This window comes from Pararhizobium sp. LjRoot235 (assembly GCF_964254145.1).
Taxonomy (GTDB): Bacteria; Pseudomonadota; Alphaproteobacteria; order Rhizobiales; family Rhizobiaceae; genus Pararhizobium.
This window is the reverse complement of sequence record NZ_CAXUSP020000001.1, coordinates 4,038,594-4,063,783: the sequence shown is the minus strand read 5'-3', so window position 1 is coordinate 4,063,783 and position 25,190 is coordinate 4,038,594. Positions and strand designations below refer to the sequence as shown.

Annotated in this window: 26 protein-coding genes and 1 pseudogene; 15 read left to right on the top strand and 12 right to left on the bottom strand. The window is 61.9% G+C overall.

Annotated features, from left to right (window positions below; translation table 11 throughout):
• Positions 1–21: 21 nt before the first annotated feature.
• Positions 22–957 carry a methionyl-tRNA formyltransferase gene (fmt, locus tag ACSQ2Z_RS19970; protein WP_436082805.1) on the top strand — a complete coding sequence of 312 codons (936 nt, stop codon included), beginning with the start codon at positions 22–24 and terminating at the stop codon, positions 955–957.
• The gene (gene truA / locus ACSQ2Z_RS19965) at positions 957–1,700 is read left to right on the top strand and encodes a tRNA pseudouridine(38-40) synthase TruA (RefSeq protein ID WP_436082804.1); all 744 of its coding nucleotides are present in this window, start codon (positions 957–959) and stop codon (positions 1,698–1,700) included. Before fmt ends, truA begins: the two co-directional genes overlap by 1 nt.
• 11 nt (positions 1,701–1,711) lie before the next feature.
• On the opposite strand, the gene ACSQ2Z_RS19960 is transcribed toward truA, so the two are convergent.
• The 4 genes from ACSQ2Z_RS19960 to ACSQ2Z_RS19945 form a co-directional block, all read right to left on the bottom strand.
• Positions 1,712–2,308: a hypothetical protein gene (locus tag ACSQ2Z_RS19960; RefSeq protein ID WP_436082803.1), complete on the bottom strand. Its 597-nt coding sequence runs from the start codon at positions 2,306–2,308 to the stop codon at positions 1,712–1,714.
• Entirely contained in the window at positions 2,295–3,488 is a 1,194-nt protein-coding gene (dapE, locus tag ACSQ2Z_RS19955) for a succinyl-diaminopimelate desuccinylase (RefSeq protein ID WP_436082802.1), read from the bottom strand. Before dapE ends, ACSQ2Z_RS19960 begins: the two co-directional genes overlap by 14 nt.
• 579 nt (positions 3,489–4,067) lie before the next feature.
• Positions 4,068–5,168: a cyclic nucleotide-gated ion channel gene (locus tag ACSQ2Z_RS19950; RefSeq protein WP_436082801.1), complete on the bottom strand. Its 1,101-nt coding sequence runs from the start codon at positions 5,166–5,168 to the stop codon at positions 4,068–4,070.
• A 285-nt stretch (positions 5,169–5,453) separates the two neighbouring features.
• Positions 5,454–5,609, bottom strand: a complete 156-nt coding sequence (locus ACSQ2Z_RS19945; RefSeq protein ID WP_436082800.1) for a hypothetical protein — start codon at positions 5,607–5,609, stop codon at positions 5,454–5,456.
• A gap of 240 nt (positions 5,610–5,849) precedes the next feature.
• Here ACSQ2Z_RS19945 and ACSQ2Z_RS19940 point away from each other — a divergent pair, with 240 nt between their 5' ends.
• From ACSQ2Z_RS19940 to ACSQ2Z_RS19925, 4 genes are all read left to right on the top strand, one after another.
• Positions 5,850–7,493 carry a phosphoethanolamine transferase gene (locus ACSQ2Z_RS19940; RefSeq protein ID WP_436082799.1) on the top strand — a complete coding sequence of 548 codons (1,644 nt, stop codon included), beginning with the start codon at positions 5,850–5,852 and terminating at the stop codon, positions 7,491–7,493.
• Between the two features lie 145 nt (positions 7,494–7,638).
• A complete protein-coding gene (locus ACSQ2Z_RS19935; RefSeq protein ID WP_436083137.1) occupies positions 7,639–8,301 on the top strand; it encodes a response regulator transcription factor in 663 nt (220 codons plus the stop codon).
• Positions 8,302–8,330: 29 nt separating this feature from the next.
• Positions 8,331–9,659 carry an ATP-binding protein gene (locus ACSQ2Z_RS19930; RefSeq protein ID WP_436083136.1) on the top strand — a complete coding sequence of 443 codons (1,329 nt, stop codon included), beginning with the start codon at positions 8,331–8,333 and terminating at the stop codon, positions 9,657–9,659.
• Between the two features lie 89 nt (positions 9,660–9,748).
• Positions 9,749–10,840: an IS5 family transposase gene (locus ACSQ2Z_RS19925; protein WP_436080166.1), complete on the top strand. Its 1,092-nt coding sequence runs from the start codon at positions 9,749–9,751 to the stop codon at positions 10,838–10,840.
• Positions 10,841–11,024: 184 nt separating this feature from the next.
• On the opposite strand, the gene ACSQ2Z_RS19920 is transcribed toward ACSQ2Z_RS19925, so the two are convergent.
• Positions 11,025–11,384, bottom strand: a complete 360-nt coding sequence (locus ACSQ2Z_RS19920; RefSeq protein WP_436082798.1) for a DUF805 domain-containing protein — start codon at positions 11,382–11,384, stop codon at positions 11,025–11,027.
• A 3-nt stretch (positions 11,385–11,387) separates the two neighbouring features.
• Positions 11,388–12,248 carry a 2,3,4,5-tetrahydropyridine-2,6-dicarboxylate N-succinyltransferase gene (dapD, locus tag ACSQ2Z_RS19915; protein WP_436082797.1) on the bottom strand — a complete coding sequence of 287 codons (861 nt, stop codon included), beginning with the start codon at positions 12,246–12,248 and terminating at the stop codon, positions 11,388–11,390.
• Positions 12,249–12,453: 205 nt separating this feature from the next.
• On the opposite strand from dapD, the gene ACSQ2Z_RS19910 reads away from it, so the two are divergent.
• The 3 genes from ACSQ2Z_RS19910 (at position 12,454) to ACSQ2Z_RS19900 (ending at position 15,287) form a co-directional block, all read left to right on the top strand.
• Entirely contained in the window at positions 12,454–13,353 is a 900-nt protein-coding gene (locus tag ACSQ2Z_RS19910; protein ID WP_436082796.1) for an LOG family protein, read from the top strand.
• Positions 13,354–13,423: 70 nt separating this feature from the next.
• Positions 13,424–13,843, top strand: coding sequence for a hypothetical protein (locus ACSQ2Z_RS19905; protein ID WP_436082795.1), 420 nt, complete (start codon positions 13,424–13,426; stop codon positions 13,841–13,843).
• 52 nt (positions 13,844–13,895) lie between these two features.
• Positions 13,896–15,287, top strand: a complete 1,392-nt coding sequence (locus ACSQ2Z_RS19900) for a PepSY-associated TM helix domain-containing protein (RefSeq protein WP_436082794.1) — start codon at positions 13,896–13,898, stop codon at positions 15,285–15,287.
• 62 nt (positions 15,288–15,349) lie between these two features.
• On the opposite strand, the gene ACSQ2Z_RS19895 is transcribed toward ACSQ2Z_RS19900, so the two are convergent.
• A complete protein-coding gene (locus tag ACSQ2Z_RS19895) occupies positions 15,350–16,063 on the bottom strand; it encodes a pyrimidine 5'-nucleotidase (protein WP_436082793.1) in 714 nt (237 codons plus the stop codon).
• A gap of 56 nt (positions 16,064–16,119) precedes the next feature.
• Positions 16,120–16,845, bottom strand: a complete 726-nt coding sequence (locus ACSQ2Z_RS19890; RefSeq protein WP_436082792.1) for a class I SAM-dependent methyltransferase — start codon at positions 16,843–16,845, stop codon at positions 16,120–16,122.
• Between the two features lie 164 nt (positions 16,846–17,009).
• On the opposite strand from ACSQ2Z_RS19890, the gene ACSQ2Z_RS19885 reads away from it, so the two are divergent.
• The 3 genes from ACSQ2Z_RS19885 (at position 17,010) to ACSQ2Z_RS19875 (ending at position 19,644) form a co-directional block, all read left to right on the top strand.
• Entirely contained in the window at positions 17,010–17,801 is a 792-nt protein-coding gene (locus ACSQ2Z_RS19885; RefSeq protein WP_436082791.1) for a sterol desaturase family protein, read from the top strand.
• Between the two features lie 61 nt (positions 17,802–17,862).
• Positions 17,863–18,777, top strand: a complete 915-nt coding sequence (locus tag ACSQ2Z_RS19880) for an EamA family transporter (protein ID WP_436082790.1) — start codon at positions 17,863–17,865, stop codon at positions 18,775–18,777.
• Between the two features lie 96 nt (positions 18,778–18,873).
• On the top strand, positions 18,874–19,644 hold the full coding sequence (locus ACSQ2Z_RS19875; protein WP_436082789.1) for an isocitrate lyase/PEP mutase family protein: 771 nt from the start codon (positions 18,874–18,876) through the stop codon (positions 19,642–19,644).
• A gap of 231 nt (positions 19,645–19,875) precedes the next feature.
• On the opposite strand, the gene argB is transcribed toward ACSQ2Z_RS19875, so the two are convergent.
• On the bottom strand, positions 19,876–20,763 hold the full coding sequence (argB, locus tag ACSQ2Z_RS19870; protein WP_436082788.1) for an acetylglutamate kinase: 888 nt from the start codon (positions 20,761–20,763) through the stop codon (positions 19,876–19,878).
• Positions 20,764–20,943: 180 nt separating this feature from the next.
• On the opposite strand from argB, the pseudogene ACSQ2Z_RS19865 reads away from it, so the two are divergent.
• The 3 genes and pseudogenes from ACSQ2Z_RS19865 to msrB all read left to right on the top strand — a co-directional run.
• Positions 20,944–21,305: pseudogene (locus ACSQ2Z_RS19865) on the top strand (sigma-70 family RNA polymerase sigma factor); the annotation flags it as partial.
• On the top strand, positions 21,302–22,012 hold the full coding sequence (locus ACSQ2Z_RS19860) for an anti-sigma factor (RefSeq protein ID WP_436082787.1): 711 nt from the start codon (positions 21,302–21,304) through the stop codon (positions 22,010–22,012). The pseudogene ACSQ2Z_RS19865 and the gene ACSQ2Z_RS19860, both read left to right, overlap by 4 nt.
• 274 nt (positions 22,013–22,286) lie before the next feature.
• Positions 22,287–22,787, top strand: coding sequence for a peptide-methionine (R)-S-oxide reductase MsrB (gene msrB, locus ACSQ2Z_RS19855; RefSeq protein WP_436082786.1), 501 nt, complete (start codon positions 22,287–22,289; stop codon positions 22,785–22,787).
• Between the two features lie 7 nt (positions 22,788–22,794).
• Here msrB and ACSQ2Z_RS19850 read toward each other — a convergent pair whose 3' ends face one another.
• The 3 genes from ACSQ2Z_RS19850 to ACSQ2Z_RS19840 form a co-directional block, all read right to left on the bottom strand.
• Positions 22,795–23,334, bottom strand: coding sequence for a DUF1269 domain-containing protein (locus tag ACSQ2Z_RS19850; protein ID WP_436082785.1), 540 nt, complete (start codon positions 23,332–23,334; stop codon positions 22,795–22,797).
• Positions 23,335–23,432: 98 nt separating this feature from the next.
• A complete protein-coding gene (gene yihA / locus ACSQ2Z_RS19845; RefSeq protein ID WP_436082784.1) occupies positions 23,433–24,086 on the bottom strand; it encodes a ribosome biogenesis GTP-binding protein YihA/YsxC in 654 nt (217 codons plus the stop codon).
• 83 nt (positions 24,087–24,169) lie between these two features.
• The gene (locus ACSQ2Z_RS19840) at positions 24,170–25,084 is read right to left on the bottom strand and encodes a DMT family transporter (protein ID WP_436082783.1); all 915 of its coding nucleotides are present in this window, start codon (positions 25,082–25,084) and stop codon (positions 24,170–24,172) included.
• Positions 25,085–25,190: the final 106 nt, after the last annotated feature.

The window sequence follows — 25,190 nt, the reverse complement described above, 5'->3', positions numbered from 1 at the left end:
CAGAACGGGAGTCCGCGCGCCGTGCCGCTTCGCATCATCTTCATGGGAACACCCGAATTTTCGGTTCCGACATTGTCGGCGCTCGCCGAGGCGGGCCACGAGATCGTCGCGGTCTATACCCAGCCGCCGCGCCCCGGTGGCCGCCGTGGCCTCGACCTGCAGAAATCGCCTGTGCATCAGGCAGCGGAACTGCTCGGTGTCAGCGTCCTGACGCCGGTTAACTTCAAGGATGCGGCAGACCGCCAGGCATTTCGCGATTTTGATGCGGATGTGGCGGTCGTCGTCGCCTATGGCCTGCTGTTGCCGGAGGAAATCCTCAACGGCACGCGGCTCGGCTGCTACAACGGCCATGCCTCGCTTTTGCCGCGTTGGCGGGGTGCCGCGCCGATCCAGCGGGCGATCATGGCGGGCGACCACGAGACCGGCATGATGGTGATGAAGATGGACAAGGGGCTCGACACCGGCCCGGTGGCGCTGACCGAGGTCGTAGCCATCGACAACGAGATGACGGCCGGCGAACTGCACGACAAGCTGATGCTGGTTGCAGCGGACCTGATGAAGGACGCCATGGAAAAGCTCGATGGTGGCGACCTGCCGCTGACGCCGCAGGCGGAGCATGGCGTCATTTATGCCGCCAAGATCAGCAAGGCGGAAACTCGGATCGATTTCTCAAAAACGGCGGCCGAGGTTCACAATCATATTCGCGGTCTTTCGCCTTTCCCTGGCGCCTGGTTCGAGGTCGAAATCGGCGGCAAGATGGAGCGGATCAAGGTTCTCTCGTCCGTTGTCGAAAAGGTGGGCGGTGAAACCGGCACCGCCCTGTTCGACGACCTGACGATTGCCTGCGACAATGGTTCGGTGCGTCTGACCCGTCTGCAGAAGGCGGGCGGCAAGGTCCTCGACGCCGACGATTTCCGCCACGGCACGCCCATTCCGGCCGGCACAAGGCTTCACTGATGCCACGTTTCCGCATGACGATCGAATATGACGGCTCGGCCTATGTCGGCTGGCAGCGGCAGGAGAACGGCCCCTCCGTGCAGGGCGCTGTCGAGAAGGCGATCCTCAGCCTCACCGGCGAGAGTGTTTCGATCCGAGGCGCGGGGCGCACCGATTCCGGCGTGCATGCCAAGGGGCAGGTGGCGCATGTCGACCTCACCCGGCACTGGAAGCCCGCGACCTTGCGCAATGCGCTCAATGCCCATCTCGGGCTTGCCAGGGAACAGGTTGCGATCATTGACGCCGCGGAAGTGATGCCCGAGTTCGACGCGCGTTTTTCGGCGCTGAGAAGGCATTATCTTTACCGCATCATCTCCCGTCCGGCGCCGCTCGCGCTCGAGGCGAAGCGGGCCTGGTGGGTGCCGAAGACGCTCGATCATGAGGCGATGCATGTTGCAGCCCAGACGCTGGTCGGACATCATGACTTCACCACCTTCCGCTCGACCCATTGCCAGGCCAACAGCCCGATGCGCACGATCGACCGGCTCGATGTGACGCGGGACGGCGACCTTGTCGAAATCCGCGCCACGGCGCAGAGCTTCCTGCACAACCAAATACGCTCCTTCGCCGGCACGCTGAAGCTGGTGGGCGAGGGCAAGTGGACGCCGGAGGACGTGCGCGCGGCACTGGCGGCGAGGGATCGCAGGGCATGCGGCCCGGTGGCGCCGCCTGACGGGCTCTATTTCATGCAGGTCGATTACTGACAACCAGCAATTCAGGCCGGCATCAGGCCAAACACCCGCGGAAGACTTTCACCGAGCATCAGCCACGGCAGGATCAGCAGGGCAGCCAATGCGGAGGCGAGCAGCGTCTGGTTGTTGGCGATGGTTTTCACCAGACGGAAAATTGCGGTGAAATTCGCCAGCAGAAGGATCAGCGACAGCACGCTCGTCAGGCCCTCGCTATTGGGAATGACCAGCCTGATCGCAAGCGGGATAGCCATCGCATAGACGGTGGGCACGGCCAGCCAGTTGCTGGTGATGATGATCGGTGCCAGCAGTTCGCCGTAGCCGAGCGGCTTTGCGAGGGCGGCGACGAGCACCAGTGGCACGACCCACATCGCCATGTCGACGAAGAGCAGTTTGAGAATGAAGATCAGCCCCGTCTCGGCGCCCTGCGGCATGTTCGCCAGATAGTAGAGGCGCCAGGCGGCCCAGCCGACGGCCATCGCCGGCAGGCACCAGAGGAAGGCGGCGAAAGAGCGCCAGACGCCGAGCGCGGTGATGTCGAGCCAGTCGAATCCGCTCTTGTCACCGAGGATCAGCAACCAGATCCCCTTGATGTAATTGCCGACCTCTTCAATCTGCGGCATGGCCAAACCAGCGGCTGATGAAGGTTTCGTAGATCCGCGTCAGCGTTTCGAGGTCGGCAACGGCAACGCGCTCGTCGACCATGTGCATGGTCTGGCCAACCAGGCCGAATTCGACGACCGGGCAGTAATCCTTGATGAAGCGTGCATCCGACGTGCCGCCGGTAGTCGACAGCTTCGGTTCGCGGCCGGTGACGGCTTCGACGGCGCCCGACAGTGAGGCGATCAGCGCATTGTTGCGGGTGAGGAAGACATGGCTCGGCCGCTCGCTCCACACGATATCGTATTTGACGGGCGGGCGGCCGGGACGAAGCACGCTGTCGGCGCTGGCGCGGTCGAGGCGGGCGATGATCTCGGCCTTCAGGCTATCCGCGTCCCAGGTGTCGTTGAAGCGGATGTTGAAGCGCGCCGACGCCTTGGCCGGAATGACGTTGACCGCCTTGTTGGCAACGTCGATCGTCGTCACCTCGAGATTGGATGGCTGGAAATTGTCGGTGCCGCCGTCGAAGGGCGGATCCATCAGCGCCTGCGTCAGGGCAAGGATGCCGCGCACCGGGCTGTCGGCGAGATGCGGATAGGCGGCATGGCCCTGCACGCCGTGCACGGTGACGGTGCCCGACAGCGAGCCGCGCCGGCCGATCTTGATCATGTCACCGAGACGGTCGGGATTGGTCGGCTCGCCGACGAGGCAGGCATCCCAGCGCTCGCCCCTTGCCGCCGCCCATTCGAGCAGCTTGACGGTGCCGTTGATCGCCGGGCCTTCCTCGTCGCCGGTGATCAGGAAGGAGATCGAGCCCGGCGGCTTGCCATTTTTTTCGATATGACGGGCGACAGCAGCGGTAAAACAGGCGATGCCGCCCTTCATGTCGACGGCGCCGCGGCCATACATCTCGCCATCCGCGATATCGGCCGCGAACGGGCCATGCGTCCAGGCCGTTTCGTCGCCGACCGGCACGACGTCGGTATGGCCGGCAAACATCAGGTGCGGCCCGCCGGTGCCGAGGCGGGCATAGAGGTTTTCGATGTCCGGCGTACCCTCCTCGGTGGCCATCACCCGATCAACGGCAAAACCGAGCGGTTTCAGCATTGTTTCGAGCGCACTCAAGGCGCCGCCTTCGGCAGGGGTCACGGACGGGCAGCGGATCAGGGTGGCGAGATTGGCGACGGGATCGGTAGCGGTCATCAGAAAGGCCTGTTGTCTTCGAGGGCTTGGTGTAGCCGATCCCCACCGGGCTGTCACGGGGTCAGCGTCTGCTTGGGGCTCGCGGTGTCGGGTTGGGATGATTTTCGCGTCAAGCAATGGTTCACCCCCACCCGCCGCTTTGCGGCGACCGCAACGGCCAATAGCCACGCCCGGAAAATTCCGCCGTGGTTTTCCTCATCTCTTACCTGGCCGGGGCGCTGAAAAGTGCCGAGACGAAGGTAATGTATATGACGCTTCCCAGCGCCCCGTTCGATGGTCGTCGGCGGGCAACTCCGGCTCCTCTGAGGTCGGCATTGGCGCCGACCTTATGTACCCCACAGGCACGCCCGCAGCGCCGTACAGTCTGCGGAGGGGAACCATTTTCTGATCGCCCACCGGATGAAGGCTCACGTCCTTCCCGCATCCGGCACCGGTCCCGTCTCGCCGCGACGCCTCGCGGGGTAGCCGATGACGGAACGCAACGATCATGGCACAGGTTTTCAGGGCGGGGATCAGCGGGGAAACTGCGGGCTCGCGGACGGATCCGCTCATCAACAAATTCTAACACGTAGCCTTCGGCTAAGGTGTTGATTTTGTGTCATTTCCCTCAAGGGGAGGGTCCGGTACCGCGCCGCGCCGTTCGAGCGCGGTCTTGCGGATGATGTCGGCGATCTCCGGGCTGTTTTTGGACAGCATCTGGAAATCCACCGAATATAGCGACAGGAGCGAGACTTCGGTCACGGCGCTGACGGTCGCCGAGCGGGGCTCGCCGCTGATCAGCGCCATCTCCCCGAAGAAGCTGCCGGCGCCAAGCTCCACCGGGTTCGGTTTCGCGACGCTGACGCGGCCCTCGACGATGAAGAACATCCGGTCGCCGGTCTCGCCCTTGCGGCAGATGATGGTGCCGGCCGGCACTACGCGTGGTCTCAGCGCGCGCACGACCTCGACCAGCGCGGCCGAGCCAAGCTTCTGGAACAGCGGCACGGCCGCAACCAGTTGCCAGTTGCGCACGAAGTCCTGGCGCCGGACTTCCTCATAGAAGCCAGTGGCAAGGAGGCCGGCCCAGAGCGCAAAGATGCCGATGCCGCACATCATGACCAGCCCGGCAAGGACGCGACCGGCGAAACTTTGTGGCGTTACGTCGCCATAGCCTGTGGTCGATAGCGTCACCACCGCCCACCACATCGCCTGGGGGATGCTGCCGAACTTGTCCGGCTGGAGGTCGCGCTCGATGATATAGGCCACCAGCGCCGCAGAGAAGAGGATGATGCCGAAGACCGAGGTGACGCCGATCAGGTTGCGCGCCTCGTTGGTGAGGACCCGGCCCACCAGCCGGAAAAAGGTCGAATCGCGCAGCGGCTTGAGCAGCCAGACGGCACAGTAAAGGCTCTGGTCGCGCGTACCGTCGAGCAGGAACGCGGCGAGAGGGACCAAAACAGCGAGCACATCGACGGCGATTACGGGTATCCTGTCCCGAAGGTCTGTCGTCCGCTGGATAAACAGCGTCCCGGTCAGTTGCAGGCAATAGATGATCCAGATGCCAGCGAGCAGGAGCTCCAAAGCGAGCCTGGTTCGTCCGGCTATATCCGATGCCGTGAGCGCCGCTACCGTCATGAGCCCGATCGCAGCGAGCAGTCCGTTTAGTGGCGCCGATATCTTCGAGAAAGGCAGTGCCGACATTCAATCCTCCCAAGCGGCCTACCACCCTCCTACAGCGCCGCGCGTCGTATCAGACGCGCAAAGGTCGCTGTAGCACTTTGAATTGCTGCATGATTTTATCCTTAGATCGAATAGGATCTAAGGAATTATGCAGTGAATAATAGGATGCCTTCAGGCCAAGTGCAAAGGGGCCGATGAGAGGTCTTGCGACCAGATCGCAAGTGACCGGTGGCGTCTCCGTCATCGCGACAGGCTCTGCCTGTCCGCTCCGCTCCGCGCGTCTTATCAGACGCGCAAAAGGCCTTCCTACATCTTCATCTGATTGAGCCGGACCGAGAATGCTGTCGATTGCCGGTGGTTGATCGGCTGCCGCCGGGCAAATTGGGCGAGCGGGATTGTTGTGACGATGAGGATGAGAACGGCGACGTAGAGCAGCCCCAGAGGAATTCGACGCGCTTTCAAGCAATAATCTCCAGTATCCGCTGCCAGTCTGCCGGACAATCCTGACAACTGGCTGAACGTGGACGCTTCCGGACCTCTCCTGCCGCGCGCGTCGGCTCCGCCCCTGCCACCACCTGTCCTGCTCATTCCCCCGTTCAGGTTCCTGTCAGAAAACCGGCCCAGATGTCGCGGTGCAAGACCGGCGGCGCGGCATCAGCGCTCCGGGGACCCCGCCCGTGTGACCCAAGCAGGAGACGATGAATGGCCCTCGAAACCCTTCCGGCAACGGCGCCGCGGCTGGCGCGCCCGGCAATCGGCAGCGCGACGCTGAGCGTGGTGGTGGCGCTCTATCTGCTCTTCGTCACCAACGGCACCTTCTGGGCAAAGGCGGTGACTTACCTTGGCCTGCCGAGTTTCGGCCTCATCCTGCTTTGCATAGGGCTCTCCGCGCTATTCTCGGCGCTGTGCATTGCCGTGTCGGTGAAATATCTGACCAAGCCGCTGTTCATCCTTCTCATCACCAGCGCAGCGACCGCTTCGTGGTTCATGGACCGTTACGGGACTATCATCGACCTCGATATGATCCGCAACGCCGCCGAGACGACGGGCTCGGAGGCCGGCCATCTGATGACGGCGGGGTTCCTCATCCACATGACCGTATTTGCCCTTGTGCCCTCCCTATTGATTGCGCTGGTGCGCATCCGCCATCGGCCGATCGCCCAGAAGGTCTTGTGGAATCTCGCTGTGATCCTGCCCTGCCTTGCGGTTTTTGCCGCCGCCGCCCTTGCCAATGTCCGGACCTTCGCCGCCACGACCCGGCAGCACCGCGATCTCGTCGCGACGTTGAACCCAGTGATGCCGATCGCCAGCACCGTGCGCTATCTGAACGCCAGCGGAGCGGAAAAGAACATCGTCGTCCAGCCGCTCGGGACGGATGCGCATGTGATCGCGCCGGCCGTTTCCGGCAAACCGCGGGTTGCCATCATCATTGCCGGCGAAACCGCGCGGGCGGACGATTTCTCGCTCGGCGGCTATTCGCGGCTGACCAACCCCGAACTGTCGCGCCAGGACATCAGCTATTTCAGCGACACGACGAGCTGCGGCACGGCCACTGCCGTCTCGTTGCCTTGCATGTTCTCGGTCTATACCCGTGGCGAATACACGCATGAAAAGGGCCTGGAGACCGAAAACCTCATTGACGTCCTGACGCATGCCGGCATCAAGGCGGAGTGGTGGGACAACAATACCGGCAGCAAGGCGATCGCCAATCGTATCGCCTATACCTCGTTTTCGGACCGGAACGATCCCCGCTTCTGCATCGATCACGAATGCCGCGACGACGTGCTTCTTGACGGTCTCGATGCCTGGCTGGATGGCGTCAAGGGTGACAGTGTGCTCGTGCTTCATCAGATCGGCAGCCACGGGCCGTCCTATTTCCAGCGCTATCCAGATGCCTTCCGCCGCTTTACGCCGGATTGCCGCACGTCGGAACTCGGCAATTGCAGCCGCGACGAGATCGTCAACGCCTATGACAATACCGTGCTCTATACCGACCAGGTTCTCTCGACGATCATAGACAAGCTGAAAAGCCGCGAGGACCGGATGGCCGGTTCGATGATCTACATGTCCGACCACGGCGAATCGCTGGGCGAGCATGGGCTTTATCTGCATGGCGCGCCCTATTTCATCGCACCCTCCCAGCAGACGCATATTCCTTTCGTGCTCTGGCTCGGCCGGGAGGCCAAGGCCCGCATCGAGCCGTCGTGCGTCGCTGCAAAGACCATTGAACCGCAGTCCCACGACAATCTCTTCCATACGGTGCTCGGCATGATGAATGTCGCTACCAGGGTCTACGATCCGGCGCTCGACGTTCTGTCGTCCTGCCGGGCTGGTGCGGCTTCGTAACCGGCAGGGCCACGATGCAAATTCGGCGTCCGTTTTTCCTGCCCGGAAAGCGGACGTTTTGTCGCGCCGGTCAAAGCCGTTTGACGGGAAAACCCAAGAGGAAATAAGAATGCGGGGGAAGCTGACCGAAAGAAGGACCAGCGGCTTGCGCGTTCTGCTTGTCGAGGACAACATCATTCTGGGTGAGGCGGTGCGCGACCATGTCGCGGCTGCAGACCACGCCGTCGATTGGATGAAGACGCTCGAGGATGCGCGCATCGCGATGCGCACCGTTATCTATGGGCTCATTCTCCTCGATCTGCGGCTGCCGGACGGGAGCGGCATTGCGCTATTGAGGGACCTGCGCGCGGCAGGCACTGCCACGCCCGTCATCATCCTCACGGCGCACGACCAGATTTCCGACCGGATCGAAGGCTTGAACAGCGGCGCTGACGATTACCTCGTCAAGCCCTTCGATCTCGGCGAGCTCAGTGCCCGCATGCTTGCGGTCATCCGCCGCTACGGCGGCAATATCGCGCCGGAGATCCGTTTCGGCGATGTGAAGATCAGCCCGGTCGACCGGCGCATCTTTGCCGGCGGCGAGGAGATCGGGCTTTCCGGCCGTGAATGGGCGGTGCTCGACATACTGCTTTCCCGGCCGGGCGCCATCATCTCGAAGGCGCAGATCGAGGAGGCGCTCTATGCTTTCGGCTCCGAGATCGAAAGCAACACGGTCGAGGTCTATGTCAGCCGCCTGCGCAAGAAGCTTGGCAGGGATCATGTGGTGACGGTGCGCGGCGTCGGCTACAAGATCGGAGCATCGCCGTGACGCAGCAAAGAGCAAGCCGGCAGCACAACATGACGCGGCGGCTGATCCTCTGGCTGACGGGCGCAACCACGGCCTTCTGGCTGATCGCCGCCGGCCTTGGTGTTTCCGTGATGCGGGATGAATTCGGCGAAGTCTTCGATGCCTCGCTGAAGGAAACGGCCGAGCGGCTGTTGCCGCTCGTCATCGATCATCTGCATCAATGGCAGGGACCTTTCTCGCCGCAGCATCTTCAAGGGCAAACCGAGGACCTCGGCGACGAATATCTCGTTTATCAGGTTCGCGACAGGCAAGGCCATATCCTGATCCGCTCGCATGATGCGCCGGCGGAACCGTTCGCCGCGCCGCTGAAGCGCGGCTTCTGGGAAAATGCCGACTATCGGTTTTATACCGCGAGCGCTGGCGACGGTACGGTCTTCGTCCAGGTCGCGGATGCGATCGCCAACCGCAACGAGGCGATCACCGAAGGCGGCATGGCGCTTTTCCTGCCGGTGCTGGTGCTCATTCCCGTCAGCATCGGCCTGATCTGGCTGATCGTGCGCCGGACGCTGGCACCGGTCGACGACCTGCGAAGGGCGATCGAGGAGAAGGACGGAGGCAACATGGCGCCTGTCCCGTCGCGCATGCTGCCGCGCGAACTGCGGCCGATCGCCCGTTCCGTCAACCATCTCCTGACACGCCTGCAGGCGGCATTCGATGCCGAGCGGGAGTTTGCGGCAAACAGCGCACATGAACTGCGCACGCCGATTGCCGGCGCGCTGGCGCAGACGCAGATGCTGATCGCCGAACTCGAAGGATCGAAAAAGCGGCGGGCCGAGCAGATCGAAGCCTCGCTCGTCAATCTCGGCCATACGGCCGAAAAACTGCTGCAACTGGCCCGCGCCGAGGCGGGGATCGGCGCGGGCAGCACGAATGTCGATCTGGCCCCTGTGCTCGAACTGGTGCTGACTGATTTTGAGCGTGGCGATCAAGCCTCGTCACGACTGCGTTTCGAGCGGCAGGAGGGTGCCAGGCTGGAGGGCCCCTACAGCGAGGACGCCTTTGCCATCGTGCTGCGCAACCTGATCGAGAACGCCCTGCTGCACGGCCGGGCCGGGGAGCCGGTGGACATCCGGCTGGAGAAGGGCGGCGTGCTGCGGATCGTCAATGGTGTTGCGCCGCTCGCGCCGGATGAACTTCAAACCATCCGGAAGCGGTTCGGCCGCGGCGCTACCATGTCTCCCGGTTCCGGCCTCGGCCTGTCGATCGCCGAGCGGTTGCTGGAGCAGATGAATGTCCGCTTCGACGTACTGTCACCAGCGACGGCGCGCAAGGACGGTTTCGAAGTGATTATGTGGTTTGCCGACGAAGCCGTGGCGTGAGCCGCTTGCTCGTCGGACACCTCTAAAAACCTCCCCTTTTTGCGGAATTCGTGATTCACTCCGGCAGTGTGATTTGCAGGGAGCGGATGATGCGGGGACAGCCTGGCTTTTGGGATCTGGACGAGCGTTACGAGCGCTTGAGTGCGGTAGGAGATCCGCTTGAGAAGCTCAACGCGATTATCCCCTGGGCTGTGTTCGAGAAGCGTTTGGCGAAGGCACTGAAGCGATCCGACGGATCGAAGGGCGGTCGACCTGCTTTCCCGTCGGTTTTGATGTTCAAGATCCTGGTGCTGCAGGCGCTCTACAATCTCTCCGACGACCAGGCAGAGTTCGTCATCCAGGACCGGTTGTCATTCATGCGGTTCCTGGGCCTGTCCTTGTCCGAGAAGGTGCCCGACGCCAAGACGATCTGGCTGTTTCGGGAAAGCCTGGTGCGGGCCGGTGCCATCGATAATCTGTTCGCCCGTTTCGACAAACATCTGTCGCGGTCCGGCTATCTGGCCAAGGGCGGTCAGATCGTTGACGCGACGATCATTCAGGCTCCCAAGCAGCACAATAGCCAGGACGAGAAAGCGGCGATCAAGGCGGGCGAGATCCCCGAGGGCTGGAAGGACAAGCCCGCCAAGCTCGCACAGAAGGATCGTGACGCCCGTTGGACGATGAAGTATTCCAAGGCGAAGCAACCGACAGAAACGCCGACATCAACAGCGACCCGGCAGCACGACATCGCCATTCCGATGTTCGGCTACAAGAACCATGCGGGCATCGACCGGGCGCACGGCTTCATCCGCGGATGGACGGTGACGAGTGCGTCTGCTCATGACGGCGCTCAACTCAGAAACGTTGTGACCAAGGACAACACGGCATCGACGGTCTGGGCCGACAGCGCCTATCGTTCGAAGACCAATGAGGAATGGCTGAAGGACAATGGCCTGAAGTCGGATATCCATCAAAGGAAGCCGAAGGGCAAACCGATGCCGGAAGCGATGTCGCGGGCCAATGGCCGCCGCTCGAAAGTGCGCTCCGCCGTCGAACATGTGTTCGCAAGGCAAAAGGACAAGATGAAGCTCTTCATTCGAACCATTGGTGTCAGCAGGGCGACGGTAAAGATCGGCATGGCCAATATCGCCTACAACATGCTCCGCTATGTCTTCCACGAAGGACGACGCGTCACCGCATGATGCACGCCACCCCGAAAGGGGCAGTGACACCACGAAATCCAACCTGAAATCGGAGGCAAAAGCCGCCAACAGCCATCAGGCGGTGCCGCCGATCACCAATTCAGCGGTAATTCGAGGTCTCCCGTCATGTACCGTGGCCGATCGGCTAGAGGGCAGCGATCGTTGAAAATCAGGACGCGCGTTCTCACGGTCCGTATTCATTGGCTCCCGGCTTTCCCGGCCAAAGACAGAGCGTGATGAAGATGACAGGGCTCAGGACCGGAATGAACATGCAGATGGCGAGCGCGCCGGGATAGCCGATATCGTGCAGGCGTTTGACGGACAGCATGACGATCGACGCGGCGGCGACGAGACTGGTGACAACCAGGACGAGCGTCCAGAGCGCCAGCGCGATGTCGTTTTCCTCATTGGCGTACATGCGTGCCAAAACGAAGCCGCTGACCGCCACCCAAAACAGCCAGCCGAGGAAATAGGGCAGCCGGCTCAGGCGGCCGGAGGGGCTGAAGAACAGCCATTGCATGGTCTGCCGCCCCTCCGCAGGCATCAGTCAGTCCCGCAACAGTTCGTTGATGCCGGTCTTGGAGCGGGTCTTTTCATCGACGCGCTTGACGATGACGGCGCAGTAAAGGTTCGGTGCGGGCTGGCCGTTCGCCATCACAGCATTGCCCGACGGCATGGAGCCGGCGACGACGACCGAATAGGGCGGCACTTCGCCATACGTGACTTCGCCTGTGGCGCGGTCGACGATCTTGGTCGACTTGCCGATGAAGACGCCCATGCCAAGCACCGAGCCCTCGCGCACGATGCAGCCTTCGACGACTTCCGAGCGGGCGCCGATGAAGCAATTGTCCTCGATGATGGTCGGACCGGCCTGCATCGGTTCCAGCACGCCGCCTATGCCGACGCCGCCGGAGAGATGGACGTGTCTGCCGATCTGGGCGCAGGAGCCGACCGTCGCCCAGGTGTCGACCATCGTACCCTCGCCGACATAGGCGCCGAGATTGACGAAGGATGGCATCAGGATGGCGTTGGGAGCGATATAGGCCGAGCGGCGGACGATGGCGTTCGGCACGGCGCGGAAGCCGGCCCTTTCGAACTCGTTAACGCTCCAACCATCGAACTTGGAGGGTACCTTGTCCCACCAGGCAGCTTCGCCGGGACCGCCCTTGATGATCTCCATCGGGCTCAGCCGGAAGGAGAGCAGCACGGCCTTCTTCAGCCACTGATTGACGGTCCAGTTGCCGTCCGCGCCGCGTTCGGCCACCCGCACCCTGCCGCTATCGAGCAGGTTGAGCGCGGCTTCGACAGCGTCGCGAACTTCGCCCCTGGTGGACGTGGTAATGCTGTCGCGATTGTCGAAAGCCGTGTCTATGGTCTGGGACAGGGAAGCGAGATCATGGTTCGTCATCGGAATTCCTTAAACTTCGGCGTCTATCGTGAACATGCTCTAGAGCATGATCCCGAAAAATTGAAGCCTTTTCGGTTGCGGTCGGCGATGGATGAAGGTGTATGTCACGGGAATGCTGCGGTGATTTGAACCGTAGCGTTCGGGATGTTCGAAGGAGCATCCGGCAGCGATGTAAGGCTGCCGGTTTGCGGCAGGAAAGTGTGATATGGCAAGAATGAAGAAGCGGAATTTGCGGCGCAAGGGCGGGGTCTGGGATCCCCTTGTCGACAGCCGGCAGGCACGGACACAGGCAGCGGGCGTTCCGCTGACGCCGCAATCGATGTCGCCCTCCTACAGGCTCGCCTATACGGACGACGATTTTCTCGCCCGTGAGGAACTGCGCCCCGTGCGGCTGCAACTCGAGCTTTTGAAGACGGAGATGATCCTTTCCGAGCGTGGCATCAATTCGACGATCGTGATGTTCGGCGGTGCGCGCATTCCCGAACCCGGCGGCGACGCCTGGGCGGCGAGGAACGAGACGCAGCGCAAGAACCTGACGGCCGCCTCGATCTACTATGAAGAGGCTCGGAAGTTTTCGACGCTGTGTTCACAGCATTCGGCAGAGTCGGGCTACACGGAATATGTCGTGGTCACCGGCGGCGGGCCGGGCGTGATGGAGGCGGGAAATCGCGGAGCTGCCGAAATCGGGGCACCTTCGATTGGCCTCAACATCGTGCTGCCGCACGAGCAGGCGCCGAACCGCTTCGTGACGCCGGAACTCTCCTTCAACTTCCACTATTTTGCCATCCGCAAGATGCATTTCCTCTTGCGCGCCAAGGCCGTCGTCGTGTTTCCCGGCGGCTTCGGCACGCTCGATGAACTGTTCGAGACGATCACGCTGATGCAGACCGGCCGCCTGGCGCTGGTGCCGCTGATCCTGTTCGGCGAGACGTTCTGGCGCAAGATCATCGATTTCGAGGCGCTGGCCGAATTCGGTACGATCGCGCCCAATGATATCGAACTCGTCCGGTTCGTCGAAACGGCGGACGAGGCCTGGGAGATCATCGCGAAATTCTACGAGACCATCGATCCCAAGAAGGTGCCGATGGCAAACGGCGTTCGCTAGCGCGTGATTGCTCGCCGGTATTAGCGAATTTTCACGTTCTGCCGCAGTGACACGCGGCCGGTGCTGTGGCATGTCGTCCTTCATGCATATCCTGCGGCAGATCGTCAGAGACCGGATTTCGTCCAGCGCCATTTCAGCGCTGTTTGCGATCGTCCTATTGCTGCAGGGGCTCTCCGCGGGGCTCGCCCAAGGCGGCGTCGCCGCGGCGGCGGCCGATCCGTTCAACATTCTCTGTTTTGCCGATGAGCCTGGTTCGGCGACACATAGGACGCCGGTCGACAAGCCTTCCAAGCATGCGCAATGCCCCTGCGCCACGCTCTGCCAGCATTCGCAGGCTGTTATCGCAATCCCCGTGGCGACGGACATACTCGTCCGGCCGCATCGTCTCCAGACGACCGTGGGGGTCATCCCGGACCATCTCCTGCCGCCGTTGCCTGCAATCGGCCTTGTTGCCGAGGCGCGGGCGCCTCCGGTCTTCTCCGCCATGTGAACGTTCAAGGCCGCCAGCCGGCGGTCAAAATCTTCCCATCTGGAGAAATCTCATGTCCGATATCACTATCGGGCGCGCCGGCCCTGCCGTGCGTTCAGCGTCCGACCTTTACCGCGCCGTCTGGCGCTGGCATTTTTATGCCGGCCTCATGGTGCTGCCCTTCCTCGTCATCCTGGCGGTGACGGGCGCGCTCTATCTCTTCCGCGATGAAATCGACGCCATCGTCCACGCCGACCTGAAGACCGTTGCCATCAGCGAGAACATCGCGAAAGCCGCGCCATCGGCGATGATCGCTGCGGCGCGTGCGGCCTATCCCGGGACGGCGGTGAAATTCACCGATCCGCCAAGCCCCACCTCTTCGGCGGAAATCACTGTCACCACCGAGAATGCCGGCAAGCGCGCCGTCTATGTGAACCCCTATGACGGCAAGGTATTGGGCTCGCTTCCCGACCGCGGAACGATCATGTGGACCATCCGCACCTTGCACAGCCTCAAATATTTCGGCTCCTTCGCGCGCTCGCTGATCGAGATCGCCGCGGGCTGGTCAATTCTTCTGGTTGCGACGGGCATCTATCTCTGGTGGCCGCGCAGCCAGACCGGCGGCGTGATGAGCATTCGCGGTACGCCGAAACGGCGGGTGTTCTGGCGTGATATGCATGCTGCCAGCGGCATCCTAATCGGTTTCTTTATCGTCTTCCTGGCGATCAGCGGCATGCCGTGGTCCGGCGTCTGGGGCGCCAAGGTCAACGAATGGGCGAACGGCAACAATTTCGGCTATCCGGCCGGCGTTCGCGTTGCCGTGCCGATGTCGAACGAGCATCTCGACCATGTTGCCAAGACCTCCTGGTCGCTGGAGCAGGCGAAAATCCCGCAATCGCCCTCCGCCGCTGCGCATGGGACGGCCGAGCCGATCGGTCTCGATCGGGCGGTGGCGATCTTCGATCAGCTCGGTCTGCATCGCGGCTATGCCGTCAGCATTCCGAAGACCAGCGATGGCGTCTACACCGGCTCGGTCTATCCGGACGACCTCGCCAAGCAGCGGGTCGTGCACCTTGACCAGTATACCGGCAAGCCGTTGATCGACATGAGTTATGCAGATTATGGTCCGCTCGGCAAGGCGCTGGAATGGGGCATCAATGTCCATCTCGGCCAGGAATTCGGTCTGTTGAACCAGGTGGTTCTGACGATCGTCTGCATGCTGATCGTACTGCTTGCTGTTTCAGCCGGCGTCATGTGGTGGAAGCGGCGGCCCAAGGGCTCGCTCGGCGTACCGCCGCTGCCGGCGGACAGGGGGGTGTTTCGCGGCCTGATCGCGATGCTGGTTGCCGGGGGGATCGTGTTCCCGCTGGTCGGCGTCTCGCTCGTCGTTATGCTGGCACTGGACTGGATTTACATGCGCGTGAGGAAAAAGGGCGGAAGGCGGCCGCGTAGGATGCCGGCCTGAGGTTGACGCTCTCTGTAAGAAAGACCGGCGGTCTAGGCGCCGATCTTTCGATGGGGTTTTCATCAATTCTCGGAAACAAGCCGCGCGAGGAAACCCGTCAGATCCTCGGTGACGAAGTCGACCTGAGCGTCGCCGTCGGATGTCTTTTCCCAGGCTTCGGCGAATTCGTATTCGAAATTGCGCGGCACGAGCAGCACGGTTGTCATGCCGAGCGCCTTCGGTACGACGAGGTTGCGCGGCAGGTCCTCGAACATGGCGGCATGGTTCGTATCGACCCGGTGCAGGCTCATGAACTTGTGATAGGTGTCGCCGGCCGGCTTTGGCACATAGTCGGCCGCAACGATGTCGAAGATATCGTCGAAATGGTCGAGAATGCCGAGCGCCCGCGCGGTCATCTCGGCATGCTTGATGCTGCCATTGGTAAAGATGAACTTACGCCCCGGAAGCGCGCGGATCGCGTCGCCCAACGCCGGGTCAGCGGGCACCACCGTGTAATCGATCGCATGCGCCTTTTCGAGGAAGTCGTTCGGATCGATGCCGTGATGGATCATCAGGCCCTGCAGCGTGGTGCCGTGGTCTCGGTAATATTGCTTCTGCAGCGTCCTGGCTTCAGCCGGATCCATCGTCAGCAAGGCCGCTACATAGGCCGTCATATTGCGGTCGATCTGCGAGAACAGATTGACGCTGTGCGGGTAAAGGGTGTTGTCGAGATCGAACACCCAGTCGGTGACATGGGCGAAGTCGGCTTTGGTCGGCAGGCGATCGAGCTGTGTCATGGGCGCCTTATGCCACGGGCAGCAGCGGACGCAAACGGGAAATGTGCCGTGCGTGGTCAGGCGGCCCTGACGATGAAGACCATTTCGTGCGACACGGCCCCGTCGAATGGCTCGTGCTGCCAATCGCCGTAGACGGTTTCGGCGCGCAGGCCTGATGCATTGAGGCGCTCTTCGATGTCCGGGCGCGACAGGAAAAGCAGTTCGCTCGTGGAGACAAGCGTTCGATCAGCGAGCGTATAGCGGGTTTCAAACGAGACGCGGCTGTTTCCTGTCTTCAGGATCCGGCGGGACTGGCGAATGGCGCGCCCGCCAATATCGAGATCGGTATCCCTGTTCCAGAGTGCCGGCCAGTCGATTGCGGGGTTGCGGGTTTCAAACGCAATCATGCCGTCTGGAGCAAGGTGCCTTCGCATCGTTGCGAAGGTCGCAAGGATGTCCTCATCTTCGAGGAACACCTGAAAGGCGTTGCCGGTCATGATGATCAGGTCGAATTGCTGCTCGCAGCGGAACGCCTGCGCTGGCGATTGCACCCATTCGATTCGCGCGCCATTGGGTTTTTGCCGTGCGACGTCGAGCATGGCTTTCGCCGGATCGACGCCCGTGACGGCGTGGCCCAAAGCGGCATAGGCGTCGCTGAGCAGCCCGGTGCCGCAGCCTAGATCGAGAATGCGCTTCGGCTCCTTGCCAGCCAGCGCCAGATAGAAATCCCGGTCGATCGACCAGCCGCTGTCGAGATCGTAGATATCCGCCAGCAAGGGGTTTTCATAGTGCAGGTCAGGCATCGAGATTTCCCGGATCAAAGTCTGTCGATGGAGCGGCCTTATGGCATGGCAACTGTGGCGAGGAAATGGTTTGCCGTGCCCGTTGGCATTTCCACTTTGAATTGCCGGCATGATGTGGCAAGTTCCCGGCCTGGGGCGATTTTGGTTCGGAGTTGCTGATACAGATGTCGGATGAAGTCATCTATCTTGCATTTCTGTTCGGGTTCTACGCCACGACGGTCGTTACCTATTTCGGTCTCGGCTACGGCCTGACCTGGCTCAATGACCGCAATCCGGAGCGGAAGATCCAGAAAGGGCGCGGCTCCGGCAAACGCCGAAAGGCGGAGATCCGCCAGAGCCTGGCTTCGATGTTCAGCGCCTGCCTGCCGGTGACGATCGGCCTCTACGCCCAGCAAAAGGGCTGGGCGCCGGCTCCCTGGGCCTTCAACTGGTGGGCGGCATTGCCGCTCTTTGTCCTCGTCATGTTCCTCTACGATACCTGGTTCTATTTCATGCACCGGCTGCTGCACACGAAATGCCTCTACCCGCTGCACGCCCTTCATCATAAAAGTGTCGCACCGACGATCTGGAGCACCTATTCGGAGGATGTTCTGGACAATTTTCTGCTGCAGAGTTTTTCGGCCGTCGTCGTCTTCGTCGTCCCGTTCCCGCCGGCGATCCTGGTGGGACAAAGACTGTTCGAGCATTTCAACGGCATGTTCGGCCACTGCGGGTTTGAGTATTTTGCCTCATCGACGGCGCGGTACCCGTCGCCGTTGTTGTGCACGACCTTCCATGACCTGCACCATTCGGGATTCCGCTGCAACTACGGCAACTATTTCTCCTTCTGGGACCGCGTCCTGGGCACGGTTTCGCCGGACTACGACCAACGAGTGAAGAAATTCGAGGAGGACGTCCCGTCGCTGACATTCAGGCAGGCCGAGCCCGCGCCGGCGGCTCAGGAAAATTCGGGCTGAACCGCCTTTAGTCGCCCCCCGTACTTGGCAATGTCCGGACCCGCATGCTAGCCCGCAAGCCATGCAAACCTGGATCATCATCACCGTCGCGGCTGCCTTCCTGCAGAACATCCGCTCCGCCATGCAGAAACACCTGAAAGGTGTCATGGGCACCACCGGGGCGACCTTTGTACGCTTCGGTTATGGCCTGCCCTTTGCGCTCCTTTATCTGGCAATTCTCTGGCGCGGCTTCGACCGGCCGCTGCCGGTGCCGGACGGGCATTTTTTTCTCTGGGCGGTGGTCGGCGGGTTTGCGCAGATCGCGGCAACTTTCCTTCTGGTGCATTTGTTTTCATTCCGCAATTTCGCGGTCGGAACCGCCTATTCGCGCACCGAGCCGGCGCAGGCGGCGCTGTTCGGGCTGATCTTCCTCGGCGAGACGGCAAGCCGCGGAACACTGATCGCCATCGCGATCTCGGTCGTCGGCGTGATGATCATTTCGGTGGCGCGCACGCCGCTCAGCGTCCGATCGCTGGTGACCTCGGTCTTTACGCGCACGGCAGGGGTCGGGCTTCTGTCCGGCACCTTCTTCGGCCTATCAGCCGTGTCTTATCGCTCCGCGTCTCTGGCGTTAGCGCCCAGCCTGCCCGAGCCGGATTTCGTCATGCAGGCGAGTTTCACGCTCGGTTTCGTCATTCTGTTGCAGACCGTGACAATGCTTGCGTGGATTCTCGTGCGCGAACCGGAGGAATTGAAGCGCGTGATCACCGCCTGGCGGCCGAGCCTGCTGGTCGGTTTCGCCGGCGCCTCGGCCTCCTTCGGGTGGTTCATGGCGATGACGCTGCAGCAGGCGGCGATTGTCAAGGTGGTGGCGCAGGTGGAGATGCTGTTCACCTTCGCCTCGGCCGTCTTCATCTTCCGCGAATGGATCAACCGCCTGGAGGTGATCGGCTGCCTGCTGATCGTTCTCGGCGTCGTCATGCTGCTGGTGATTTGACCCGACAGACCCGCGAAATCTGACCGCGGCCTCTGGCGCCAGCACTGGCTTTTGCGGCAGGATGAGGCCGACGGGATTGTTTTCGGAGGAAAAACGATGAACCAGGTGGAGAAGGCAAAGGTGTTCGCGCAATTGCACCGCAAGGGTGATCCGGTGGTGCTCTACAATATCTGGGATGCAGGCAGCGCCAGGGCCGTGGCGGAGGCGGGCGCCAAGGCGCTGGCGACCGGAAGCTGGTCGGTGGCGGCTGCCAACGGCTATGGCGACGGTCAGGATATTCCGCTGCTGCAGCTTGTCGATATCGCCCGCACTATCGTTGCAGCGACCGATCGGCCGGTGTCAGTCGATTTTGAAGGCGGCTATGCCGAGGATGCCGCCGAGACAGCGCTGAACGTCGGGCGGGTGATCGACGTCGGCGCCGCCGGCATCAATTTCGAGGATCAGGTGGTCGGTGGCAGCGGGCTGCACACGCTGGAAGAACAGGCGGCGAGGATCAAGGCGATCCGGGCGACGGCTGATCAGAAGGGCGTGCCTTTCTTCATCAATGCCCGCACCGATCTGTTCCTGAAGCTCTCCGACCCCGTGCGCCACGCGCCCCTGGTGGACGAGGCGATCGAGCGGGCGGCGGCCTATGCCGAGGCCGGCGCCAGCGGCTTCTTCGTGCCGGGCCTGTCGAACCCGGACCTGATCGGCCGCCTCTGCGAGGCCGTCGCACTGCCGGTCAACATCATGATGCGGCCGGGCGTGCCGGATGTGATGGCGCTTGCCGGGCTTGGTGTCGGACGTGTCAGCTACGGGCCCGGACCGTATCGGGCGATGATCGAGTGGCTGAAAGGCGAGGCGGCGAAAGTTTATCAACTCGGTTGATTCTGGCGACAGCCTCTAACCTCGGCCTCTCCCCGTGGCAGCGCAATTACATGTGGAGTTGCGGCTCGCTCCCTCTTCTCCCCGCGGGGGAGAAGAGGGAGTTCGTCGCATTCGCATTCGCTCCATCTGCAATTGCCCTCCCGCAAGCGGAGATGGCCAAGGTGAGGGGTAACTGCGTTTTTGGGCGGTCTCCTCCAATGCAGACTGACGCCGTTTTTGCCCAACCGCAAATCACGGAACGATCAGCGTTCCCGCACCCTGTTCGGTGAAGATTTCCAGAAGCACCGAATGGGCCGTCTTGCCGTTGAGGATGACGACGCCCTGGACGCCGGCCTTGATGGCGTCGATGCAGGTTTCGACCTTGGGGATCATGCCGCCGGAGATCGTGCCGTCCTTGATCAGAGCATGTGCCTGGGCGACGGAGAGTTCCTTGATCAGCTCGCCGTTTTTGTCGAGCACGCCGGGAACGTCGGTGAGGAAGAGCAGGCGGGTGGCGTTGAGCGAACCGGCAATGGCGCCGGCAAAGGTGTCGGCGTTGATGTTGTACGTATGGCCGTCGCGGCCGGGGGCCACCGGGGCTATGACCGGGATCATCTCTGAGCGGGCGAGCAGGTCGAGCAGGGTGCGGTCGACTTCGACGATCTCGCCGACAAAGCCGAGGTCGAGCACGCGCTCGATGTTGCTGTCCGGGTCCTTGACGGTCTTCTTCGCCTTTTCGGCGAAGACCATGTTGCCGTCCTTGCCGCAGAGGCCGATCGCCCATTCGCCGGTCTGGTTGATCAGCGCGACGATTTCCTTGTTGATCGAGCCGGCGAGCACCATTTCGACGATCTCGACGGTCTTGGCGTCAGTGACGCGCAGGCCGCCCTCGAATTTCGATTCGATGCCCATCTTGCTGAGCATCGCGCCGATCTGCGGGCCGCCGCCGTGGACGACGATCGGGTTGACGCCCGACTGCTTCAGGAGTGCGATATCAGCGGCAAAGGCCTTGCCGAGTTCGGGATTGCCCATCGCGTGGCCGCCATATTTGACGACGATCGTCTTGTTCTCGTAGCGCTGCATGTAGGGCAGTGCCTTGGTGAGAAGATCTGCTTGGATTTCGCTCTCTGATGCGGACATGGAAATACCTCTGGAAAAAGCCGGATGCTGTTTAGCGCAAGTTTCCGGTGGAGGGAATGATCCGCGTCAAAGATAACGCCGGTGTGACATGGCTTTCGCAGCCGGCTTTATCTGCCGGACCTTCCTTTTTATCCGCTGGTTCTGCCCTATCTTCGCCGCTGACGGGGCGAGGACCGCAATCGGGCCGGCCGCTGCGCCGCTGGCGAGGCCAATGCGATGCCTTGGCTTTCGGCGATCGCGCGCAATCATGCGATCGGTCAGCTGAGGGCGCGAAAGGCTGTGGCAAATACGATTAACGAGGCTTATGATCTGGCCGATTCTGCTCCCGATCCGGAAAAATCTGCCTCCATAAAGCGGAAGGCCGCAAGATCGACAAATGTATGGCTGAACTTGAGGCAGACCGCGCGGATGCGGTGCGCAAGGCCTGTGTCGAAGGGCTGAGCTCCCAGGAACTTGCCGGGCTTTTCGGCGTTCCGTTGAACACGATGCGAACATGGCTGCGCCGCAGCCTTCTCAAACTGAGAGAGTGCATGGAGCGATGAGCACACAAGACCCCGAAAGCGGAGATTCCCGCCGCGACCAGGTGATCGCGGGCGAGTACGTACTTGGTGTTCTCTCTGCCGACGACCGCCGAAAGGTCGAGGCACGCATGGTTCTCGACCGCGCCTTCGCCGCCATGGTCAAACACTGGCAAAATAATCTTTCCTCCTTCGACGACGCCTATGAGCCGCTGCCGCCGCCGCCGCAGGTCGTCACCGCCATCGAGCGGCGTATCTTCGCCGAACAGCCGGCTGTTGCGAGGCGCGGATTGTGGAACTCGCTGGCCTTCTGGCGGATTTTGACGCTGGTCTGCGTCGCCGGGTTCATCACGATTGCCACCTTTGTATCCGGCATCCTTGAACCTGCGCGCCAGAAGCGGCCGCTGGTCGCCGAGCTTGCCGGGGAGGGCAGTGCTGCGATCAATCTTCTGGCGCAGTACGACACCGGAACCGGGGCGTTGAGGGTGACGCCGGTTGCTGCCAGGCAGGCGCAGGCCAAGTCGCTGGAAGTCTGGCTGATCGAAGGCGACAATCCCGCCAAATCGCTCGGCGTCCTGCCGCAGACGGGCGAGATCGTCATCGCGCCGGAACTGCGCGCAAAGGTCGGCGAGGGCGTCACGCTCGCCGTCAGCGTCGAACCGTTCGGCGGCTCGCCGACAGGCAGCGCGACGGGACCTGTCGTCGCTGCCGGCAAGACGCGGCTTCCGTGACGTTTTGATTTTGTGCTCGGCATGACTGGTCAGATGCTGCGCTCGTGCTGCGCAGCATTTTTCGTTATCGCTGCCGATGATTTGCAGAAAGCATTTCAATTTCAGCTGGTTGGAAATTTCTGCATTTACCGGTGCCGTTTCCGGTGGCCTTTTCATCCGTATTCAAGCTTTGCTCACGCGGGATTGATCGGCATTTGTTTTGCCGTCCGCAACTTGGAACATTAGGTTCACTGCAAAGCACTGCCGGGCGCGTCCGGCAAACGGGAGAACGATCATGACACGCCGCCGCCACTTTCTTCTTTCAGGCGCCGCCATTATGGCAGCCACTGCCTTTCGCGGCTTCACGCAGAATAGCGTTGCGGCGGAGACGGCCGAGAAATTCGAAGTGACGAAGACGGATGCCGAATGGAAGGCGATACTGACAGACGAACAATATCGCATCCTGCGTCATGAGGACACGGAACGACCGTTCACCAGCGCGCTCAACACCGAGAAGCGCAAGGGCATCTTCCATTGCGCCGGCTGCGACCTGGCGGTCTATTCGTCCGAAGCGAAATATGACAGCGGCACGGGCTGGCCGAGTTTTTGGGAATCGCTGCCCAATGCCATCGGTACGCGCGAGGATACGTCACTGTTCATGACGCGCACCGAATGCCATTGCCGCCGCTGCGGCGGCCACCTCGGCCATATCTTTGACGACGGCCCGCCGCCGACCGGCATGCGTCACTGCATCAACGGCATGGCGATGAAGTTTACGCCGGCAACGGCGGCTTGAGCGGCCTTTAGAACGTACCTGGTACCGGCGATTCCGGCTGCGTCCCCGAGAGAGCTTCCTGTAGCCTCGTTTCCTGTTCCGGCGAAAGCGAGGTCTTGAGCACCTTGCCGCGCAGGCCGGCAAATTCCGCCAGCACTTTTTCCGGTTGCACCTTGCGCACGAGCACGAACAGCGCCGAGGAAGTGTTGGGAATGGTCTCGCTCAGGGACTTGATGAAATCGTCATCGATGCCGTAGTCGGCAAGTGAACCCGAAAGTGCGCCGGTGCCAGCACCAATCGCCCCGCCGATGGCAAAACCGGCAAGCGGGTTGAGGAACAGCAGGCCGACGAGGCCGCCCCACAGAGAACCGCTCAGGAGGCCGGAGGTCGCGCCGATCGTGGCCAGATTCACGCTTTGCTTCAGGTGAACCTTGCCGGTTTCGTCCCGCACGACGACGACGGCATCCTCGAGGTCGATAAGATATTCCTTCTTCAGCGTGTTCAGCTTCAGAAGCACCTTGTCGGCTTCTTCCATGTTGTCGAAGCCGATGACAATCAGATCAGACATGTTGTTTCTCCCTCAAGGCGTGACGTCTCTAAGATGGCCGGAAGGCGACCCCGTCGGGAGATAGGGCACATTTGGTCCTGGGGTAGTGTAACTGCCGGTTAGCTGGCGATTGCCGTCCGGATGGCACTACGCAGCTCTTCCAGGCCGTTGCCCTTTTCCGAGGAGGTGGAGAGGACTTCCGGGAAGGCAGCCGGCCTTTTCCGGATCTTTTCCAGCGTTTCGGCAATCAGCCTTGGAACCGCGGGCTCCTTGATCTTGTCGGTCTTGGTCAGGACGATCTGGTAGGACACGGCCGCCTTGTCGAGCAGGGAAAGCACTTCCTCGTCGTTCTTCTTGATGCCGTGGCGGCTGTCGATCAGCACATAGACGCGCTTCAGCGTCGAGCGGCCGCGCAGATAGTCGAAGACGAGCTTGGTCCAGGCATCGACATGTTCCTTCGGCGCCTGCGCATAGCCGTAGCCAGGCATGTCGACGAGCGCCATCGGCGGCAGGTCTCCGGCCTCGCCGGAAAAGCCGTCGGGCACGAAGTAGTTGAGTTCCTGGGTGCGGCCCGGCGTGTTGGAGGTGCGGGCAAGGCCCTTGTGGCCGACCAGCGCATTGATCAGCGACGACTTGCCGACATTGGAGCGGCCGGCAAAGGCGATCTCGAAAGGCCCCTCCGGCGGCAGGAACTTCATCGACGGCACGCCGCGAATGAAGATCCACGGCCGCCCGAAGAGGGGCTTGTCGTCCTGCGGCTTGATGTCTGTCATGGCTGTCCTGTCCTTGGTCTCGCCCACGACTTCGCGGTTTTGCGCCGTCAAGTCAAGGAAAGTTGCGAGCTTGGTGACTTTGCTCAGTCGCGGGCTCTTCTTTGCCGCCACATCTCGACGCTGAGATAGGAGAGGAGGGCGGTGAGCACAACCATTCCGCCGAGTATGGTATTCAAACTCGGGATCTCGCCATGGATCAAGGCGACCCAGAGTGGCGCAAGGACAGTTTCAGCCGTTCCTAGAAGGGCGGCGAGCGCGGACGGGATGAGTCGTGCGCCGGTGACGAACAGCGCCAGGCCCAAGCCGAAATTGAGCGCGCCGAAGGTCACGAGGATGCCGAGCTCGGGCAGGGTGACCGCGAGGCTGGAGGACATGATGGCCGCAACAGTGCAGGCAACGATTGTGCCGAAGCAGGCGGCAGGTGTCATGCGCACATGCGCGTAGCGGCGGGTGATCACGGTGGCGAGCGCAAACACGAAGGCGATCAGAACGGCAAGCGCATCGCCGATCGGCGAGACGGCGCCGCTCACGGAATCCGACACCATGATGGCGACGCCGCCGATCACGGCTGCGATGGCGAGCCATGTCAGGCGCGAAATACGCTCACGGAAGACGAGCCAGCTGATGAGGGCGGCGATCAGCGGTACGCCCGCCTGGATTAGCACCACATTGGCGACGGTGGTGTAGGCGAGGGCAAGGATGAATGAGGTCGAAGCGATGGCGAAGCAGAGCCCGACGGCGATGCCGGGCAGGCCCATGTTGCGGAAAAGTTTTGCTGTGCCGCGCGGGCCGTCGCGCAAAAGCATGAAGCAGATGAGAAACAATGCGGCAAACAGCGAGCGCCAGAAGACGATAGTCCAGCCGTCTTCGTCCAGAAACCGGGCAAGCGTGCCGCCGAAGCTCCACACGATGGCCGAGCCGAGCACCAGCATTGCGCCCTGAACCGGGTTTTGTGATCCGGCAGTTACGGATTGCAGCAAGGCGGAAGGTTGCGACATGGCAAGAACCCGGTTGGAGACGGCTGGAGTGTAGAGGCGATTTGCGGCGCGGACGCTGATAGGCGCGACACAGGGCTGTCGTAAACTGCCGTGGCCACGGCGGAAA

Coding starts and splice junctions, on each gene's coding strand:
- dapD (WP_436082797.1), bottom strand. CDS start 12,248: ATGACGAACCATGATCTCGCTTCCCTGTCCCAGACCATAGACACGGCT.
- argB (WP_436082788.1), bottom strand. CDS start 20,763: ATGTCCGCATCAGAGAGCGAAATCCAAGCAGATCTTCTCACCAAGGCA.
- ACSQ2Z_RS19860 (WP_436082787.1), top strand. CDS start 21,302: ATGAGCACACAAGACCCCGAAAGCGGAGATTCCCGCCGCGACCAGGTG.
- ACSQ2Z_RS19930 (WP_436083136.1), top strand. CDS start 8,331: ATGACGCGGCGGCTGATCCTCTGGCTGACGGGCGCAACCACGGCCTTC.
- ACSQ2Z_RS19910 (WP_436082796.1), top strand. CDS start 12,454: ATGGCAAGAATGAAGAAGCGGAATTTGCGGCGCAAGGGCGGGGTCTGG.
- ACSQ2Z_RS19940 (WP_436082799.1), top strand. CDS start 5,850: ATGGCCCTCGAAACCCTTCCGGCAACGGCGCCGCGGCTGGCGCGCCCG.
- yihA (WP_436082784.1), bottom strand. CDS start 24,086: ATGACAGACATCAAGCCGCAGGACGACAAGCCCCTCTTCGGGCGGCCG.
- ACSQ2Z_RS19850 (WP_436082785.1), bottom strand. CDS start 23,334: ATGTCTGATCTGATTGTCATCGGCTTCGACAACATGGAAGAAGCCGAC.
- ACSQ2Z_RS19875 (WP_436082789.1), top strand. CDS start 18,874: ATGAACCAGGTGGAGAAGGCAAAGGTGTTCGCGCAATTGCACCGCAAG.
- ACSQ2Z_RS19880 (WP_436082790.1), top strand. CDS start 17,863: ATGCAAACCTGGATCATCATCACCGTCGCGGCTGCCTTCCTGCAGAAC.
- ACSQ2Z_RS19920 (WP_436082798.1), bottom strand. CDS start 11,384: ATGCCTGCGGAGGGGCGGCAGACCATGCAATGGCTGTTCTTCAGCCCC.
- dapE (WP_436082802.1), bottom strand. CDS start 3,488: ATGACCGCTACCGATCCCGTCGCCAATCTCGCCACCCTGATCCGCTGC.
- ACSQ2Z_RS19895 (WP_436082793.1), bottom strand. CDS start 16,063: ATGACACAGCTCGATCGCCTGCCGACCAAAGCCGACTTCGCCCATGTC.
- ACSQ2Z_RS19950 (WP_436082801.1), bottom strand. CDS start 5,168: ATGTCGGCACTGCCTTTCTCGAAGATATCGGCGCCACTAAACGGACTG.
- truA (WP_436082804.1), top strand. CDS start 957: ATGCCACGTTTCCGCATGACGATCGAATATGACGGCTCGGCCTATGTC.
- ACSQ2Z_RS19960 (WP_436082803.1), bottom strand. CDS start 2,308: ATGCCGCAGATTGAAGAGGTCGGCAATTACATCAAGGGGATCTGGTTG.
- msrB (WP_436082786.1), top strand. CDS start 22,287: ATGACACGCCGCCGCCACTTTCTTCTTTCAGGCGCCGCCATTATGGCA.
- ACSQ2Z_RS19840 (WP_436082783.1), bottom strand. CDS start 25,084: ATGTCGCAACCTTCCGCCTTGCTGCAATCCGTAACTGCCGGATCACAA.
- ACSQ2Z_RS19905 (WP_436082795.1), top strand. CDS start 13,424: ATGTCGTCCTTCATGCATATCCTGCGGCAGATCGTCAGAGACCGGATT.
- ACSQ2Z_RS19900 (WP_436082794.1), top strand. CDS start 13,896: ATGTCCGATATCACTATCGGGCGCGCCGGCCCTGCCGTGCGTTCAGCG.
- ACSQ2Z_RS19885 (WP_436082791.1), top strand. CDS start 17,010: ATGTCGGATGAAGTCATCTATCTTGCATTTCTGTTCGGGTTCTACGCC.
- ACSQ2Z_RS19890 (WP_436082792.1), bottom strand. CDS start 16,845: ATGCCTGACCTGCACTATGAAAACCCCTTGCTGGCGGATATCTACGAT.
- ACSQ2Z_RS19925 (WP_436080166.1), top strand. CDS start 9,749: ATGCGGGGACAGCCTGGCTTTTGGGATCTGGACGAGCGTTACGAGCGC.